Source organism: Pseudomonas sp. MWU13-2862 (genome assembly GCF_023242495.1).
GTDB lineage: Bacteria > Pseudomonadota > Gammaproteobacteria > Pseudomonadales > Pseudomonadaceae > Aquipseudomonas > Aquipseudomonas gingeri_D.
Window position 1 is genome coordinate 75632 of record NZ_JALMEZ010000005.1, and the last position, 16230, is coordinate 91861.

At 61.7% G+C, this 16230-nt stretch carries 15 protein-coding genes; 8 read left to right on the forward strand and 7 right to left on the reverse strand.

Annotation, left to right across the window (positions count from 1 at the left end):
- Positions 1-11: 11 nt before the first annotated feature.
- A complete protein-coding gene (locus tag M5C56_RS10615; protein WP_103494323.1) occupies positions 12-1409 on the reverse strand; it encodes an MFS transporter in 1398 nt (465 codons plus the stop codon).
- Between the two features lie 96 nt (positions 1410-1505).
- On the opposite strand from M5C56_RS10615, the gene M5C56_RS10620 reads away from it, so the two are divergent.
- Positions 1506-2381, forward strand: coding sequence for a LysR family transcriptional regulator (locus M5C56_RS10620; RefSeq protein WP_103494324.1), 876 nt, complete (start codon positions 1506-1508; stop codon positions 2379-2381).
- A gap of 11 nt (positions 2382-2392) precedes the next feature.
- Here the strand turns inward: M5C56_RS10620 and M5C56_RS10625 are convergent, their stop codons facing one another.
- Together M5C56_RS10625 and M5C56_RS10630 are read right to left on the reverse strand one after the other, a co-directional pair.
- Positions 2393-3265 (reverse strand): helix-turn-helix transcriptional regulator, encoded by an 873-nt coding sequence (locus M5C56_RS10625; protein ID WP_103494325.1) that lies wholly within the window; start codon positions 3263-3265, stop codon positions 2393-2395.
- A gap of 327 nt (positions 3266-3592) precedes the next feature.
- Positions 3593-4642: a LacI family DNA-binding transcriptional regulator gene (locus M5C56_RS10630; RefSeq protein ID WP_103494326.1), complete on the reverse strand. Its 1050-nt coding sequence runs from the start codon at positions 4640-4642 to the stop codon at positions 3593-3595.
- 183 nt (positions 4643-4825) lie between these two features.
- Between M5C56_RS10630 and M5C56_RS10635 the strand changes: the two genes are divergently transcribed.
- Genes M5C56_RS10635 through M5C56_RS10650 form a run of 4 tightly spaced genes read left to right on the forward strand, consistent with a single transcriptional unit; the run spans position 4826 to position 8408 of the window.
- On the forward strand, positions 4826-5923 hold the full coding sequence (locus M5C56_RS10635) for a fatty acid desaturase family protein (protein ID WP_103494328.1): 1098 nt from the start codon (positions 4826-4828) through the stop codon (positions 5921-5923).
- Positions 5924-5965: 42 nt separating this feature from the next.
- On the forward strand, positions 5966-6286 hold the full coding sequence (locus M5C56_RS10640; protein WP_103494329.1) for a MocE family 2Fe-2S type ferredoxin: 321 nt from the start codon (positions 5966-5968) through the stop codon (positions 6284-6286).
- An 18-nt stretch (positions 6287-6304) separates the two neighbouring features.
- Complete coding sequence (locus M5C56_RS10645) at positions 6305-7546, forward strand: FAD-dependent oxidoreductase (protein WP_103494330.1); 1242 nt, start codon at positions 6305-6307, stop codon at positions 7544-7546.
- Between the two features lies 1 nt (position 7547).
- On the forward strand, positions 7548-8408 hold the full coding sequence (locus tag M5C56_RS10650; protein WP_103494331.1) for a xylose isomerase: 861 nt from the start codon (positions 7548-7550) through the stop codon (positions 8406-8408).
- 49 nt (positions 8409-8457) lie between these two features.
- Here the strand turns inward: M5C56_RS10650 and M5C56_RS10655 are convergent, their stop codons facing one another.
- Positions 8458-8871: a MarR family transcriptional regulator gene (locus tag M5C56_RS10655; protein ID WP_247263145.1), complete on the reverse strand. Its 414-nt coding sequence runs from the start codon at positions 8869-8871 to the stop codon at positions 8458-8460.
- 139 nt (positions 8872-9010) lie between these two features.
- Here M5C56_RS10655 and M5C56_RS10660 point away from each other — a divergent pair, with 139 nt between their 5' ends.
- Complete coding sequence (locus M5C56_RS10660) at positions 9011-10552, forward strand: FAD-dependent oxidoreductase (protein ID WP_103494333.1); 1542 nt, start codon at positions 9011-9013, stop codon at positions 10550-10552.
- On the opposite strand, the gene antC is transcribed toward M5C56_RS10660, so the two are convergent.
- Genes antC through antA form a run of 3 tightly spaced genes read right to left on the reverse strand, consistent with a single transcriptional unit; the run spans position 10516 to position 13462 of the window.
- A complete protein-coding gene (gene antC / locus M5C56_RS10665) occupies positions 10516-11547 on the reverse strand; it encodes an anthranilate 1,2-dioxygenase electron transfer component AntC (RefSeq protein WP_103494334.1) in 1032 nt (343 codons plus the stop codon). The genes M5C56_RS10660 and antC overlap by 37 nt on opposite strands.
- Positions 11548-11564: 17 nt before the next feature.
- Entirely contained in the window at positions 11565-12056 is a 492-nt protein-coding gene (antB, locus tag M5C56_RS10670; protein ID WP_103494335.1) for an anthranilate 1,2-dioxygenase small subunit, read from the reverse strand.
- A gap of 2 nt (positions 12057-12058) precedes the next feature.
- Positions 12059-13462: an anthranilate 1,2-dioxygenase large subunit gene (gene antA, locus M5C56_RS10675; RefSeq protein WP_103494336.1), complete on the reverse strand. Its 1404-nt coding sequence runs from the start codon at positions 13460-13462 to the stop codon at positions 12059-12061.
- Between the two features lie 268 nt (positions 13463-13730).
- Here antA and M5C56_RS10680 point away from each other — a divergent pair, with 268 nt between their 5' ends.
- Together M5C56_RS10680 and chrA are read left to right on the forward strand one after the other, a co-directional pair.
- Positions 13731-14741 carry an AraC family transcriptional regulator gene (locus M5C56_RS10680; RefSeq protein WP_103494337.1) on the forward strand — a complete coding sequence of 337 codons (1011 nt, stop codon included), beginning with the start codon at positions 13731-13733 and terminating at the stop codon, positions 14739-14741.
- Between the two features lie 249 nt (positions 14742-14990).
- On the forward strand, positions 14991-16205 hold the full coding sequence (chrA, locus tag M5C56_RS10685) for a chromate efflux transporter (RefSeq protein ID WP_103494338.1): 1215 nt from the start codon (positions 14991-14993) through the stop codon (positions 16203-16205).
- The last annotated feature ends 25 nt before the right edge of the window (positions 16206-16230 follow it).

The following is a 16230-nucleotide window of genomic DNA, read 5'->3' on the forward strand; positions in this document are numbered from 1 at the left end:
AGTTCACGTCTTCAGGCGCCGGCACGACTACCGGCAAGGCGTTGAGCGGGGTTCTTTTTCAAGCCAAGGAACCCCGTAACAATGCTCACCGCCAGCAGTACCACGCAGGCAATCAGTGCCTGTTCCATGCCGAGCATAAACAGCGCTGGCTGCGAGTGCCGGACCAGGCCGCCAAAGAGCGCTACGCCCATCACGCCCCCGACTTGTCGCGCCGCATTCAGCAGGCCGGAGGCGACGCCCGCACGGTTTGCAGGAACTGCCGTCAGTACCGCCTGGGTGATTGTTGGAATCACCAGGGCGATGCCACTGCCGGCAAGGAGCATCGGCACGACCAGAAGCGTGTAGGACTGCGCCGCCAGTGCGGGCAGCATCAGGGCGTAACCGCAGGCAGAAACCGTCAGTCCCGCCATCACCAGGACCCGCTCGCTCAGGCGCTCGGCGAGTCGCCCGGCGAGGATATTCATCAGCATCAGCACCGCCATCATCGGCAGGAAGGCCAGGCCGGTGCGTTGCGGAGTCAATTGCCAGATCGACTGGAAGAGCAGGCTGAAGGTAAAGACCATTCCGTAGAACACCAGGTTGATGATCAAGCCGATGGCGGTCGTGCTACTGACTGTCCGATCCCGGAACAACTCCAGCGGCAGCATCGCATCGGGGTTGCGCGCCTCCAGCCAGAGAAAGGCGCCGCTGAAGGCGATGCACAACCCCATCACGCCCAGGACAGTCGGACTGGACCAACCCAGTTCGGTGGCTTCGGTCAGGGCCAGGGTCAGCGTTCCCAGCGCAAGTACACCGGTCACTTGTCCGGGTAGATCAAGGCTGCGTCCGTGCTGTGCTACAGAGGCGGGAGCATGACGCGCGGTCAGCCAGAGACCGATCAGACCGATGGGCAGGTTGATCAGGAAAATACTGCGCCATCCCAAGCTTTCTATCAGCACGCCGCCGAGTACCGGACCCGCGGCCAAGGCGATACCACCACCGGCGCCCCACCAACCGATGGCCCGGCTGCGGGCAACCGGGTCCTCGAAAACCTGGCGCAGCAATGACAGCGAAGTGGGCACCAGCAGCGCGGCACCCAATCCCTGCACCACTCGCCAACCGATCAGGGCGGCCAGGGATGTCGCCAGGCCGCAGCCGACAGAGGCAAGGCTGAACAAGGCGAATCCCGCCATAAACACGCGCTTGGCACCAAAGCGATCCCCCAGCGCCCCGGCCAGCAGCAGTGAGGAGGCGAATACCAAGCCGTAGGCGTTGACCACCCATTGCAGGTCCAGGACGTTGGCGCCGAATGCCAGACGTAGCGCATCGAGCGCGACATTGACGACGCTGACATCGATCAGCACGACGACAAATCCGAGGCAGGTGGCCACCTGGGTTAAACCGGGGCGCGAGCGGATCGGGCTGGGCATGGGAGCTTCCTTCACATGGAAAGCCTCTAGCGTACGGACGGTCCTTCTGTTCGAATACTCCATAAACCTGCACAGTTAACCGGAGAAAATGCACCGATGTTTGACTGGGAAAACCTGCGTTATTTCATCGCCGTGGCCCAGACCGGGAGCCTTTCCGCAGCGGCACGGCAACTGAAAGTCGACCACGCCACGGTTGGTCGACGTCTGGGCGCGTTGGAAACCGAGTTGCAAGTGCGTCTGGTCGACCGCCTGCCGCGCGCCTGCCGGCTCACGGCCCTGGGCCGGCAGGTGTTCGAGTTGGCCACGCAGATGGAGGCGAGTGCCTTCGCCGTGGAGCGCGTAACGCGCGCCGAACAGCCGTCGATGACGGGGAGGGTGACCCTGAGTGTTCCCCCTGTGCTCGCCAGCAATTTCTTCGCCCGACACTTGGGGGTATTTCGTCAGCAGTACCCGGGCATCCAGTTGTCGATTGCCAGCCAGGTACAGAGCGTCTCGCTGGGACGGCGCGAGGCGGACATTGCGGTACGGCTGTTCCGCCCGAGCGAGCCGCGCAATGTCACGCGAAGATTGGGCCGGATGCCCTTCGGGCTGTACGCCAGCTGTGACTACCCGCATGCACAGCAACCGGATGATTGGGGCTTCATTATCTATGACCCACAGTATGCGGATATGCCCCATCAGAAATGGATGCTGACGGTCGCTGCTCATCGACCGATCGTCTGTGAAGTCAGCGACCTCAGTACGCAGAAAGTGGCGGCGCTCACGGGGATCGGTGTGGCTGGCCTGCCGCTCTTCATGGGCGAGGAGGAGCCTGGCCTGCAACGATTGCCGTTCGAGGGTGAGGCTTTCCATCGCGACATATGGCTGGTCGTGCACGCCGATCTGCGTAATTCGCCGATGATTCGAGCGGTTATCGACTTCATCGTCGACGCAATGAAGCAGATGTTCGAGATTGAGGTGAGCGATGAGTAGGGATGCCGGGCTCACCCATAGTGATCCTTTCGTGTCCCGGCCTTGGCCTCCGGTACGGCAGGCATATCTTCTGCAACCGCGGATACATGCTTCGCCCGGCTGGGCACAAACGCCATCCAGCGCGTCAAGCCATGCCGGCCACTGACCCCCAGTTTGGTGGTGGCGCGCTTGAGGTAGGTTTCCACCGAGCTGTTCTTGACGTTCAGGCGCTGGGCCATTTCCGATACGGTGATACCGGTCAGCAGGCCCAGGCAAACCTCTTGCTCGCGCGCGGAAAGGTTGACCGCATCCTGCGCCAACCTTCCGCTGAAGGCCTGATGCAGGGACTCCAGCTCCGAGTCGGCCTGCGTGGTGCCGGTCCATCGTGTTCCGGGTTGGGCCAGCAGCTGTGCACGGTGCGCCACCAGCGGTAGCAACGTATCGGACAGGCTCTTGAGCAGCGTCAACTCAGCCACGGAGAACGCCCGCAAACTCGCCAGGCGATGGACGCAGATGACCCAGCGCAGATCGCCACTGCCCGACACCAGATGGCACTGGTGAGTGCTGCGCCGTGGGTGTTGCGGGCTCGGCGGTGTCTTGAGCTGGATCAGCAATGGCGCCTCCATCTCCATGACGCTTTGCAGCAGCGGATGGGGCAGCGTGTCCGGCGCGCAAAGGTCGTGGGGCTGGCCGGCGCTGCCGAGGCATTTGCTCGGGCCGATACGGGTCCGGTCCGCATCCAGGGTCCATTCGCTGAGGTCCAGTCCGTGAATCGGCACCAGGCTGTTGACGAACGCCAGCATATGCTCGGCAAAGGCGTCCTCGGCGGCGCTGGAAACCAGTTCGCCCAGGCGCAGGTAAAGGTACGGATCGTGGCCGTGGGTGAGGTCGTGCGTCAGCTTCATGCTGTTATCTTCCCTGATAGTGATTGTTCGAAAAGTAGCTCCATGCTGGGGGCGCCGTTATCAGTCGATGATATCCGACATTCAATCTCAAGGTTTTATCCTACGTCTGTACTGGGAAATAGGGACGCAAACTGTAGGCTTTTCAGGTGGAGGGAAACCCTGGCAAACCCCCTATGGCCATTGGCCTTTATGGCTGTCGAAGCCTTCTGCGCAAGGGTTGTCCGGGGCGGCTTTTCAGTCGTTGTCGGGGTTTCAAGGGACAGACAGGGGCGGCAGGCTGCTGTCTAATAAGCGGTTCATCAGCCTGCAAGAAGGATCTTGTTCCAATCAGCTTCGAGCATTCTCCGAGGTCATGATCTGCAAGGGCACATGGATGCGCTGGCGAAGCGGATCGAAGTCCGGCCGGGTTTGCAGCTCCACCATCAGTTCGATCAGGGCCTGTGCCAACAGCGGCGGCTGTGAGTCGATTACCAGGCTGATCAGGCCTTGCTCCAGTGCTTGTCGCGAACGTTCGGTGGACTCCGGCAGGATGCTGCACAAGGTCGGTGGCCGGGGTTGTTGCGCGAGGGCACTGATGATCCCGTCGCCACCGCCGCCGACCACGCACAGGCCGCGCAGATCGTCATGGCGCGCCAGCAGGTCCAGGGCGACTTCCTCGGTGAGATCGTTATTGTCCAGGTTGATCACTGCCTCGAGCATTTTCAGCCCCGGCGCGTGCTGTGCCAGATAGCTGCGCAGCCCGTCGATGCGGGCCTGGTGCCCGAGAAAGCGGTGCCCGCCCAGCAGCGCGGCGACGCTTCCCCGGCGGGCGCCGCAGGTGTGCGCCACCAGCCAGCCCATGGTGCGTCCCACCTCGTGATTGTCCTGGCCGACATAAGGCTCCTGTGCGGCTTCGTCGATATCCGAAAGCAACGCGACCACGGGTACGCCGGCGACACGGATCTGGGCGATGCAGGCGTTGATCAATGGGTGGGCGAAGCTGACCACCGCCAGGCCGTCGCATTGCACCGCGAGTTGTTCGATCTGGGCCACGATGGCACTGGGGCTGCGATCGAAGACGTAGTCGAACTGGCAGCTCAGGTTGGCGTCGGGCTGGCGTTGCGCCGCTGCGTTGATCGCCGCTGCAAGGTTACCGTAGAAGGCCTGGGCGGTGCCGAGCAGGAGAATGCCGAAACGGTAGCTGGGACGTCGTTCGCGGATGCGTTGGCCGATCAGCCGGGCGGCGAAATAGCCGACGGCTTCGGCCGCCTGGAACACCCGCTCGGCGGTTTGCGGATTGACCGGGGCGCGGGCATTGAGCACTCGGTCGACGGTCGCGACACTCAGGCCGGCCTGTTCGGCGACGGTGGCGATGGTGGGGCGTACACGCGAGTTCATGGCAGGCCTCAGGAGTGCCTTGATAGAAAACTATCAAGCGCTACAGGGACCGGATGATAGCTTGATAGGGAATGAGTGCAAGGGATTGAGGAGCATTTCCCGGCTCCCTATATTTTCCTCCAGCGATGTGATCCCACATCCAGGCAAGCGCCTGAAATCACCCAGCTTGCGGAGAATAAGAAGATGCCCGAACCAAGCGCGACCTTTACCCATGCCCCCCGAGCTTCATCCCGTGACTATCGCCTGACCGGCCCCGAAGCTGCCCGCGCGGTGGAAAAGGGCCTGGCCTCGGGCCAATGGTATCAATCGCCGATACCGCGTAAACATCTCAAGGAACTGATGCAACGTCGCGACGGCCCGGCCTTGCGCGACACTGCGATCTGGCTGCTGGCACTGGTTGCGACGGGCTGGGGCGGCTACTGGTTCTGGGGTTCCTACCTGTGTATTCCGTTCTTCTTCGCCTATGGCGTGCTCTACGGCACGGCCGCCAATCCCCGTTGGCACGAAGCCGGTCATGGTACCGCCTTCAAGACCCGTTGGATGAACGATGCGATCTATCAACTGGCGAGTTTCATGATCATGTTCGAGCCCCATGTCTGGCGCTGGAGCCATGCCCGGCATCACACCGATACCATCGTCGTCGGCCGTGATCCGGAGATCGTCGAGCCACGGCCGCCCAGCCTGGCGAAGATGTTCCTCAGCCTGTTTGCCCTGCCTCATGCCTACAAAACGTGGTGTTCGGTGGTGCGGCATGCCCTGGGACGGATGGACCCTCAGGAGAAGACCTTCATTCCCGAATCCGAGTGGCCCAAGGTGATTGCCTGTGCACGTATCTGGCTGGTCATCTACGGCCTGACCGTGGGGGCTGCGTTGTACCTGCAGAGTGTGTTGCCCCTGATGTTCATCGGCTTGCCGACCCTGTACGGCGGCTGGCTGTCCTACCTGTTCGGCCTCTCGCAACACGTGGGGTTGGCCGAGGACACCCTGGACCACCGCAGCAATTGCCGCACGATCCATATGAATCTGCTGCTGCGTTTTATCTACCTGAACATGAACTATCACCTCGAGCACCATATGTACCCGATGGTGCCGTACCACGCCTTGCCACAGTTGCACGAGGCGATCCGCAACGATTGTCCGCCGCCTTACAGCAGCCTGTTCGCGGCGCTCAGGGAGGTACTCCCGACAATCTGGCGCCAGCGCAAGGACCCGGGTTATTTCATTCAGCGGCCGGTCCCGCAGCCTGCACAGGCTCCAGCCCGGGCCTTGGCCACCAGCTGACACCGGCACCTTCCTTCATTCAGAACAACAAGAGAGATAGTCATGACAGATCAATGGATCGACGTATGCGCCGTGGACGATATCGATGAAGAAGATGTCATCCGCTTCGACCATGCCCAGCATAGCTATGCGGTCTACCGTTCGGCCGAGAGCGAGTTTTTCGCCACCGACGGCCTGTGCACCCACGAGTCCATTCACCTGGCCGATGGCCTGGTGATGGAGCATGTCATCGAATGCCCCAAGCACAATGGGCGCTTCGATTACCGCTCCGGCAAGGCCTTGGGGGCGCCGGTGTGCGTCAACCTCAAGACCTACCCGGTGCGGGTCGAGGCGGGCCGGGTGCTGTTGGCCATTGCCCACTGAGCGGAGGGCGGTTCTGTCATGAATATTGGCAACGCTCCACTGGTCATCGTCGGCGCCGGACATGCGGGCGGCCGGGCCGCCTTGACCCTGCGCGACGAAGGTTACTCCGGACGCCTGATCCTGATCGGCGATGAAACTCATCCGCCCTACGAGCGTCCGCCGCTGTCCAAGGGCCTGCTGCTGGGAGCCCAGGCCCTGGGCGATTACAGCTTGAGCGACCGTTCGCAATTGGCCGGGCTGGAGATCGAGCACTTGTCGGGCACCACCGTGCAACACCTGGATACCCAGGGGCATCGATTGCAACTGGCCGACGGTGGCTGGCTGCCCTATGGCCGTCTGCTGCTGACCACCGGCGGTCGGGCGCGGCGGCTGCCCAATGTTCCCGAACACTGGCGCAATGTGCTTTACCTGCGGACCCACGATGAAGCTATGGCCTTGCGTGAGGGCTTACGTCCGGAGACGCGGCTGGTGATTGTCGGCGGTGGATTTATCGGGCTTGAAGTCGCGGCCAGCGCCCGGGCCCTTGGCTGCCACGTGACTCTGCTCGAAGCCGGTCCGAGACTGGCCGGGCGGGTACTTCCCCAGCGCTTGTCCGAGGCTTTGCTGGCGTTGCATCGAAGCCAGGGCGTGGAGGTTCGTCTGGGGGTGGTGATCGAGGCGGTGGAGGGCGGCGAGCAGGCCGAGGCGGTACGTCTGGTGGATGGCCGTCGCTTGCCTTGTGATCTGCTGCTGGTGGGGATCGGCATGCAACCCAATATTGAACTGGCCAGGGCTGCGGGACTTGAAGTGGGGCAGGGGATTCGGGTCGATGCGCAATTGTGCAGCAGCGCGCCGGATGTCTTCGCCGCCGGGGATGTCTGCGAGTTCCGCCTGCATCCGCAAGGGGCTTTTCAGCGCCAGGAAACCTGGCGTAACGCCGAGGCCCAGGGCCGTCATGCCGCGCTCAATCTGCTGGGCGCCGAGTTGCCCTTCGAGATGATTCCCGGTTTCTGGTCCGATCAGTACGACTGGGGACTGCAGACCGTCGGGGTGATTGCCGGTAGCGAACCGAGTGTCAGCCGGACGCTTTCAGGAGGCGCTTTCCTGTTGTTCTACCTCGATGCCGAACGGCGTTTGCAGGGGGCCTGCGCCTGGGGGCCGGGCAACAGCGGCGCCAGGGACATCAAGTTGTGCGAGCGCCTGATTGCCAGTCGAATCCCCCTGGATGTGCATCTCCTGGCTGATGCCAGCGTGCCTCTCAAACCCTTGCTGCGGAATTGATATGCGTGAATTTCTGGTGTTTCAGTCCTTGTGGGCGATGCTCGATCACCGTGGCCAATGCGAGCAACCCCTGGAGGCGCAACTGGAGCGAATTGCCGTCGCCGGCTTTGATGGGGTTACCGATCATTTCTGGATCGGGCCACACGCGGCACGCCTGAGCGCCGCTGCCCGGGGGCTTGGTTTGCAGATCGAAGGCCAGGCCTTTCCGCGCACGGTGGATGACCTGGCGGCAACGCTCGATGTTGCTTGTCGTCATGGTTGTCATCACCTCACCTTGCAGGCGGATGTGCGTCCGCGAACCCTGGCCGAGGCTGTTCGGTTGGTCGAGGGCTGGCAGCGCTTGGCCGAGCAGGTGGATTTTCCGATTCTCCTGGAAACCCATCGTTACCGACTGACCAGTGACCTGTTGTTCACCCTCGACCTGCTCGCCGAGATGCCGGATCTCCAATTGCTGGCTGATCTGTCCCACTATGTCGTCGGTCGCGAACTGCCGGAGCCGGCCGCTGCCGAGGACGACCAGCAGATCCGGACGATCCTGCACCACAGTTGGGGCTTCCATGGTCGCGTGGCCAGTTGCGAGCAGGTCCAGGTGCCCTTGGGTTTTGCCCTGCATCAACCTTGGCTGGAGCGTTTCCTGGGTTGGTGGCGCTATGGGATCGAGGATTGGCTGAGCCGTCCGAATACCCCGGCCAGCCTGTCCTTCACTTGTGAGCTTGGGCCACCGCCGTACGCCATTACCGGAGCCGATGGCCTGGAGATCAGTAACCGTTGGGACGAGGCGCTGATGCTCAAGGAGCAGATACGTCGGGTGTGGAATGACAGCCTCCAGCCTCGGCACAATGCCCGTCGGCTCAACCTGTGAACCGGTGATAGCCGGATAATCCGCCGGTCATTGTTTTGCGCTGACTCGATCAGTCGGCGCTCACCGAGTCAGCCGAACCATCACCCTTGAGCTCATCGGCAAACCGGCGCATCAGGCGCACCAGGTCATCCACATCCTGGTCGTCCCAGGTTGCGAAAATGGCCTGCCCAAGCCTTTCACGTGCTTCATCGATCCGATCGGTCATCACCTTGCCTTTCTCGGTGATGACCGTTTCACGGACGCGGCGGTCGTTCGCGTTCGCCTGGCGGTCGACCAGGGCGAGGCTTTCCAGTTTCGCCACCTGCCGGCTGACCGTGCTGTAGTCGCGTCCCACGCGATCAGCCAACTCGACAACGCCGATAGGGCCTAGCCGTTCAACCAGGACCAGCAGCGGGAACAGTGCGCCTTCGAGGGAGATACCGGCTTCTCGAACCATCGCTTCGTCACGCTGTGGGCGGTTCATAACGCCCACAATCTCGACCAATGCCCCATGAAGCTCACGAATCCGAGTATTGATATGTGTATTTTGCACATTTTTTGTTGACACTATTTTCCCTCCGGGCTAACACTGATATGTGCAAATTACACATATCGAGGTCGAGATGAAAGCGCAGTGTGAAGTCGATGTACTGATCTGTGGTGCGGGGGCGGCGGGTCTGACGTTGGCGATTGACCTGGCGCGAAGGGGGATTTCCTTTCGCCTGATCGAGAAAATGGATGGCCCGTTCGGCGGTTCCCGTGGCAAGGGCATTCAACCCAGGACCCAGGAAGTCTTCGAGGATCTTGGCATTCTGGACCGGCTCGTCGTGGCGGGCGGGGTATACCCGCTGCAACGGCATTACCGCGACGATGGCGGTTACAGCGATTCCGATCTTATGGAACCTAATGACACGACGCCGGGCGAGCCTTATCAACTGCCGCTGATGGTGCCGCAATTCCTCACCGAGGGCGTGATGCGCGAGCGTCTGCTTGAGCTGGGGCGGCAGCCTGAATTCGGTTGTGAGCTGGTCGCTTTCGAGCAGGACGCGGACGGCGTTACGGCGCAGCTTTCAGGCCCGAAGGGCGAACAGAGTCTGCGCGCGCGCTGGCTGGTGGGTGCCGATGGCGGTCGCAGTTTTGTGCGCAATGCCCTTGGCATCGGCTTCCCGGGCAAGACCCTGGGCGTTCGCGCCATCGTCGCCGATGTGCTGCTGACGGGGCTTGCGCGGGATGTCTGGCACTGTTTCAACGATGGCGACATGCAGCGGCAGCTTTTTCTTTGCCCGCTCGCCGGGACCGAAATGTTCCAGATACAGGGGCCAATTCCGCTCGACGTCGATGTCGACCTTGGCGTCCAAGGGCTGGCAGCCATGGTGGCGGAGCGTACAGGACGCGACGATATCCAGATCCGGTCCGTGTCCTGGGCATCGGCGTACAACATGAACGCTCGGCTGGCCGATCACTACCGTGTCGGTCGGGTGTTCCTCGTCGGGGATGCCGCGCATATCCATCCGCCGACCGGTGGCCAGGGCCTCAATACCAGCGTGCAGGACGCCTACAACCTGGGTTGGAAGCTGGCGGCGGTGGCGCAGGGGGCGCCCGATACCTTGCTCGATACCTACGAGGAAGAACGTCGGCCGGTGGCGGCCTCCATGCTCGGGTTGGCAACCAGGCTGCTCGATGCCCAGACCCGAGGACAGATGCGCCGTGGCCGGGAAGTGCACCAGCTCCATATCGGTTATCCCGAGTCCTCGCTTGCGCTGGGACCGGCCATATCTGCCAGCGGCGTGATCGCCGGCGACCGTGCCCCGGATGCCCCGGTCCGGGGGGCCGCCGGTCAATCGAGCCGACTGTTCGAACTGTTCCGAGGCGGGCATTGGACGCTGCTGGGCTATCAGGTCGAGCGTGGTTCGGTGCAACCACGCCCGGGCCTGCATATCCATGTTTTCGGTCCGCACGGTGACGTGTTCGACTCGGGAGGCCACTTTCACGACGCCTATCATCCGGCGGCCGGCGATTGGCTGCTGGTGCGGCCGGATGGCTACATTGGGGCGATTATCGCGGCCGGGGAGGAGGCGATGCTGGAGGCCTACCTTGAACAGGTCGGGCTCGGCAGCGCGGTCGCTGGTCAGGTCCCCGAGTTGCTGTCGATAAACTTCTCGTAATAGAGATGGAAACCGTCGACATCCTGTTCGGTCAACCACGTTTTGACCGCCTCTATCATCGGCGGCGGACCACACAAGTAAATGTCGAATGGATTGGCGTTCATGGCCTGGCGATCAAAGTGTTCGGGAATTCGCCCTGTCTTGCCTGGCCATTCCGCCGCCGGCTGGCTGACCACCAGGTGATACTCGAAACCTTCGATGCGGGTTTGATAGTCCGCCAGGCGACTCAGTTCGCACAAATCAGTGTGCTGATTGACGCCATAGAACAGCTTGATGGGGTGTTGGCATCCGCCCCTGTCGGCCATCTCGTCGAGCATGCCGAGAAACGCCGAAAGGCCCGTGCCGCCGGCCACCATCACCAGCGGCTTGTTGACCTGGCGCAGATAGAAACTGCCCAGCGGGGCCTCGAACTCCAGCGCTTGCCCAGGTTCACAACGTTCGCGGATAAAGTTGCTCATCACACCATCCGGCAGCAGCCGAATAAGGAATTGCAACTGATTGCCCGGGTTGGGCCGGTTGGCGAAGGAGTAGGAGCGCCAGGCATCGGTGCCGGGCACCTTCAGGCGCGCGTATTGGCCGGGCAGGAAGTCCAGCAAGCGTTCACTGGAACTGGCGTCGACATGCAGGATCGCCGTGCTGCCGGAAACCTGCTCGACCTTGGCGATAACGGCCTGTATGCGCTGGGTGGCGCCGGCATTGCACAGGCTTGAATCGAAGTCGAAGTAAAAGGATGCCGCGGACTGCACGCGGGTCTGGCACGAAAGCATCCTGCCTTGCGCCAGGTCGGTTTCGCTGAACACTTCGTCGTCGACGTAGTCCTGTGTGTACTGGCCGGATTCGCAGCGCCCCTGGCAGGTGCCACAGACACCTTCGCGACAATCCAGGGGAATGTTCACGCCGTTGCGCAGCGCGGCGTCGAGCAACAATTCGTTGGCCTTGACCTCAAAAAACGAGGTCTTGCCATCGGCAAAATTGAAAGCCACTTTGTGGTTCATGGCGCGTACTCCGTGGCTTACAGATGGTAGAAATCGAGCACTGAATTGATCGTGTCGTTGAGCAGCAGCACATGCTTGCGGGCGATCTTCCAGCTCTCGCCGTCGGGCCGCAGGCGGTAGGTGGCGCGGCCGTAGAACTGCTCGGAAGTGGCCATGCGGTAGTACAGCGTCTGCCAGTTGACCCTGACCTCCAGCTCATCGTTTTCCAGCGCCGCGATGCGCACATTGTTGACCATGTGCAAGGTGCGCGGCATCGGGATGGTCGAGGCGGCTTTGCCGGTGCGCAGGCGGAATACCCGATCTTCCAGGCCACCGCGGTTGGCGTAGTAGATCAGCGACATGCCTTTCTTCGGATCGGTGGTGTAGACGTGCTCCGAGTCCCATTGCGGCAGGTGGAACTCGCTGTCCTCGCTGAACAGCTCGAGGTAGGCGTCCCAGTCCTGGGCATCGCAGAGTTCGGCCTTGCGGTAAAGAAATTGCTCGACACGGTATTGCAGTTGCGAATTCATGCTTACACCTCGCGCAGTTGCAGGGGTTGTTCTTCGGCGGCCTTGCGCGCCAGGCCTTCGAGCAGGAAGCGCTGCCAGTTGCCGTGCTGGTTGACGTAGAGCCCTTCGTGGGTGAATTCGGTTCCGGTCAGGGCCGGTTCGATGCCGAGGGTTTCGCTGTTGCGGGTGGGGCCGGTGACCCATTTGTCGTGGCCGCGGGAGATGTCACTCCAGCGCTCCAGGCGAGCCTGGAAGCCGCGTTGGGCTTCACGGAATTCCACCAGGTCGTCGGGGGTGCCGAGGCCGGAGACATTGAAAAAGTCTTCGAACTGGCGAATACGGTTTTCGCGATCGGCATCCGACTCGCCTTTGACTCCCAGGCAGAAGCTGTGGATCTCGGTCTTGTTCCAGGCCAGGGGACGAATGATCCGCAACTGCGAGCTGATCTGGTCAAGGAAAAACATGCTCGGGTAGACGTTCAGGTTGCGCAGGCGATGCATCATCCACTCGGCCTTGTCCTGGCCATACTCTTCGATCAGGCGCGGCATGATCGTGGCGTAACCAGGGCGCACCGCCGGGTTGGGCATATCGCTGAACAGCAGGCTGTGACCGTTGTTGAAGGAGAACCAGCCGTCGTCGGTCTCGGCATCGCCGGCGCCCAGTTTGCTGTAGTCCAGGGTGTCGCCCGAAGCGGTGCCTTTTTCGGCGTTGACCTGTTGGCGATGCTGCACCGTGGCGACGTAGTTGTAGTGCACGGTACTGACGTGATAACCGTCCAGGCCGTTTTCGTTCTGCAGCTTCCAGTTGCCGTCATAGGTGTAGGACGACTTGCCGGGCAGCACTTCCAGCTCGCCAGTGGCCGATTGCGCCACCATCATGTCGAAGAACACCTTGGCGTCGCCCAGGTAGTCTTGCAGGCTGTCGTTGCCGTCGACATCAAGGCTGACGAAGACAAAACCCTTGTAGCTTTCGATACGGGCTTTTTTCAGGCCGCGGGTGGCCTTGTCGAAACCCTCGGGGTACTCACCCGGCGCCTTGACCTTGACCAGGCGGCCATCGCTCTTGTAGCACCAGGCGTGGAAAGGGCAGGTGAAGGTCGACTGGTTGCCCTTGCCGACGCGGGTCAGGGTCGTGCCGCGATGCTGGCAGGCGTTGATCAGGGCGTTGAGGCGACCTTCGCCGTCACGGGTGATGATCAACGGCTGGCGACCGGCACGCATCGTCATGAAGTCGTGTTTGTGGGCGATCTCGCTTTCGTGACAGGCGTAGATCCAGTTCTTCTCGAAGATCAGTTCCATCTCGAGATCGAACAGTTCAGGCTCGGTGAACATTTCCCGGGCGATACGGTAGATGCCTTCCACCGGACGGAAGTCCAGGCAACCCTGGATGAAGGTCTGCCATTGGGCGACGCTTTTCGAATAATGCATGAGTCGGTACCTGTTTCATCGGGCGAATCGGTACCTGCATTTAAAGTGGCCGCCAGCCTTGCGGTCTATCCGCATAGTTGGCGAAGACAGTCCGGAAATTTTGTGGCCGGTAATCGCCCACTAAATACTGGAAACAAGGTCGTCTGCTCACGGGATGACACCTGCCGCCCGCCTATTATGTAACGATGACTTGGCGCGGGGATTGCTTCTGTACCCGCGAACGTGCCGTCAGAGCGCGTACCGATAAAAGCCTTGTTGAGTAACGCCGATGAGTAGCAAACCCGAACATCATTTTCGAGACATCCATGCCGATCGCTTCGATCTGGCCGGGGCGCACTCATGGATGTCGGCTATCTGCGGCCCCCATTTGCTCTATGCGAGCAAACCCGACAGCATCCAGTTCCACCACAGTGGCAACGTGCTCAAATCGATGTCGACCACCCTGGGCATCATCGAATACGGCACCGATGTCACGGTCGGCGTCACCGACGTCGACAGCTTCAACAGCTACAGCCTGAGCCTGCCCTTGAGCGGTGAGCAGGAACTGAGCAGGGGCGGGGTGCTGTTACGCTCTGATCGTGATCATGGCGTCATCGTTTCGCCTAACCAGAGCCAGCAATTGAGCATCACCGGCGACTGCCGCAAGCTGCAGGTGGTCATCACCCGCAGTGCCATGCGCAAGACCCTGGAAGACATGTTGCAGCATCCCTTGGACACCCCGCTGTGTTTCGAGCCCGAAATGGATGCGGTGACCGGGTCCGTTGCCTCGTGGTGGCGCACGGTCAGGCACTTTATCGAGGAAATGGAGCGCAGTGAGCTGTACGGCCAGTTGCTGTTCAATCGTGACCTGGAGAGCGCCTTGCTCAAGGGCCTGATCCTGTCCCAGCCGCACAACTACTCCACCGAGCTGCGCGAACGTCTGGGCATCAAGCTGCCGCACTACCTGGTTCGCGCCAAGGACTTCATTCATGCCCATGCCCGTGACGCGCTGAACCTCGACGATATCGAGGCCGCCGCCGGGGTGTCGCGTTTCAAGTTGTTCGAAGATTTCAGGAAGTACTTCGAAATGTCGCCCATGGCTTACCTGAAGAAATACCGCCTGATGGGTGTCCGCCAGGAAATCCTTGAAGATCGCTCGGCCCACAATATCTCGGTGATCGCGATGGGCTGGGGGTTCAGCCATCTGGGGCGGTTTTCCTGCGAATACCGCAAGCTGTTCGATGAGACGCCGAGCATGACCCTGCAGCGGGTCGATGCCCGGCGTGACAGGTCCTTGTAAGGGGCTCCGGCAATAGGCTCTGTGTCGGGTGTCAGGCCCCGATGGATTTCGGATCAGTGGCACCGCCCCAAGGGGTTCGACATGCTTGAGGTCAAACAGTAAGGCTCGCCTACACACATAGACTGAAACCTTTGATTGCCAGGCGGGTGGTCGATGGCACTGGATATTTCTTCTGTACTGCTGCGAGACTTGAGAGGCCAGCCAGCGGATAACCGCTGAATCACAGTGGCCAGCTTGGGAGTCTGTAGATTGTCAGTAGAACCTAATGCCAAGGGCGGCAAGCCTGACTCCGCATGGTCGGTGTTCCTGGTGTTCTTGCGCCTGGGGCTGACCTCTTTCGGCGGTCCGATTGCGCATCTGGGCTATTTTCGCGAGGCGTTCGTGGTTCGACGCCAATGGCTCAGCGAGCAGAGTTATGTCGATCTGGTCGCCTTGTGCCAGTTTCTTCCGGGGCCCGCCAGTAGCCAGGTCGGCATTGGAGTAGGGCTTTCACGTGCCGGGCTTCGGGGGGCTGTCGCTGCGTGGGCCGGGTTCACCTTGCCGTCAGCTATCGTCCTGGTTCTGTTCGCCCAGGGGATGTCCATCTGGGGAAGTGCATTGCCCAGTGGCCTGCTGCACGGCCTCAAGATCGTCGCGGTGGCCGTGGTGGCTCAAGCGGTCTGGGGCATGGCGCGCAATCTTTGCACCGATGTGCCTCGGGTGACCATAGCCGCCTTCGCTGCCTGCGCCGCTTTGCTGTGGCCCAATGCCTGGGGGCAGATCGGAGTGATCGTCTGCAGCGCTGTCATCGGTTTGCTGCTGTTCAAACCGGCTCAAGGTCGGGCGGCGGAGTCTTTGCCGATCTCGGTCAGTCGCAAAGCCGGGCTGATTTCGCTGGTGCTGTTCTTCGCCCTCTTGGTTGGCTTGCCGTTGGCGATCGAGGTCTGGCCTTCACCCTGGCTTGCCATGGTGAACGCCTTCTACCGTGCCGGTTCCTTGGTCTTTGGCGGCGGGCACGTGGTGCTGCCGTTGCTGCAGGCGGCCACGGTACCCAATGGTTGGGTCGCCAATGATACGTTTCTCGCCGGCTATGGCCTGGCGCAGGCGGTTCCGGGCCCGCTCCTGACCTTTTCGGCTTTTCTCGGGGCCTCCATGAGCGTCCAGCCTTCGGGTTGGGCTGGCGCGACGCTGTGCCTCATCGCTATTTTCGTGCCTTCGTTCCTGCTGGTGATCGGTGTGTTGCCATTCTGGGAGCGCCTGCGGCACAGCGTGCGCACCCGGTCGGCGCTTGCCGGGGTTAACGCGGGGGTGGTCGGGTTGCTCCTGGCGGCCTTGTACAACCCGGTCTGGAGCAGCGCAATATTCAAGCCTCAGGACTTCGGCCTGGCGCTGCTGGCCCTGGTCGCCCTGATGTTCTGGAAGGTCCCGCCGTGGTTGGTCGTCCTCGGTTGTGGCTTGCTCGGATGGCTGCTAAGCGTTGTATAGGGTGGCGGTGACGCTGCCGTCACCC

Bases quoted from the DNA above. Each gene is read 5' to 3' on its own strand.
- M5C56_RS10615 (WP_103494323.1), bottom strand. From the start codon at position 1,409: ATGCCCAGCCCGATCCGCTCGCGCCCCGGTTTAACCCAGGTGGCCACC.
- M5C56_RS10620 (WP_103494324.1), top strand. From the start codon at position 1,506: ATGTTTGACTGGGAAAACCTGCGTTATTTCATCGCCGTGGCCCAGACC.
- M5C56_RS10625 (WP_103494325.1), bottom strand. From the start codon at position 3,265: ATGAAGCTGACGCACGACCTCACCCACGGCCACGATCCGTACCTTTAC.
- M5C56_RS10630 (WP_103494326.1), bottom strand. From the start codon at position 4,642: ATGAACTCGCGTGTACGCCCCACCATCGCCACCGTCGCCGAACAGGCC.
- M5C56_RS10635 (WP_103494328.1), top strand. From the start codon at position 4,826: ATGCCCGAACCAAGCGCGACCTTTACCCATGCCCCCCGAGCTTCATCC.
- M5C56_RS10640 (WP_103494329.1), top strand. From the start codon at position 5,966: ATGACAGATCAATGGATCGACGTATGCGCCGTGGACGATATCGATGAA.
- M5C56_RS10645 (WP_103494330.1), top strand. From the start codon at position 6,305: ATGAATATTGGCAACGCTCCACTGGTCATCGTCGGCGCCGGACATGCG.
- M5C56_RS10650 (WP_103494331.1), top strand. From the start codon at position 7,548: ATGCGTGAATTTCTGGTGTTTCAGTCCTTGTGGGCGATGCTCGATCAC.
- M5C56_RS10655 (WP_247263145.1), bottom strand. From the start codon at position 8,871: ATGAACCGCCCACAGCGTGACGAAGCGATGGTTCGAGAAGCCGGTATC.
- M5C56_RS10660 (WP_103494333.1), top strand. From the start codon at position 9,011: ATGAAAGCGCAGTGTGAAGTCGATGTACTGATCTGTGGTGCGGGGGCG.
- antC (WP_103494334.1), bottom strand. From the start codon at position 11,547: ATGAACCACAAAGTGGCTTTCAATTTTGCCGATGGCAAGACCTCGTTT.
- antB (WP_103494335.1), bottom strand. From the start codon at position 12,056: ATGAATTCGCAACTGCAATACCGTGTCGAGCAATTTCTTTACCGCAAG.
- antA (WP_103494336.1), bottom strand. From the start codon at position 13,462: ATGCATTATTCGAAAAGCGTCGCCCAATGGCAGACCTTCATCCAGGGT.
- M5C56_RS10680 (WP_103494337.1), top strand. From the start codon at position 13,731: ATGAGTAGCAAACCCGAACATCATTTTCGAGACATCCATGCCGATCGC.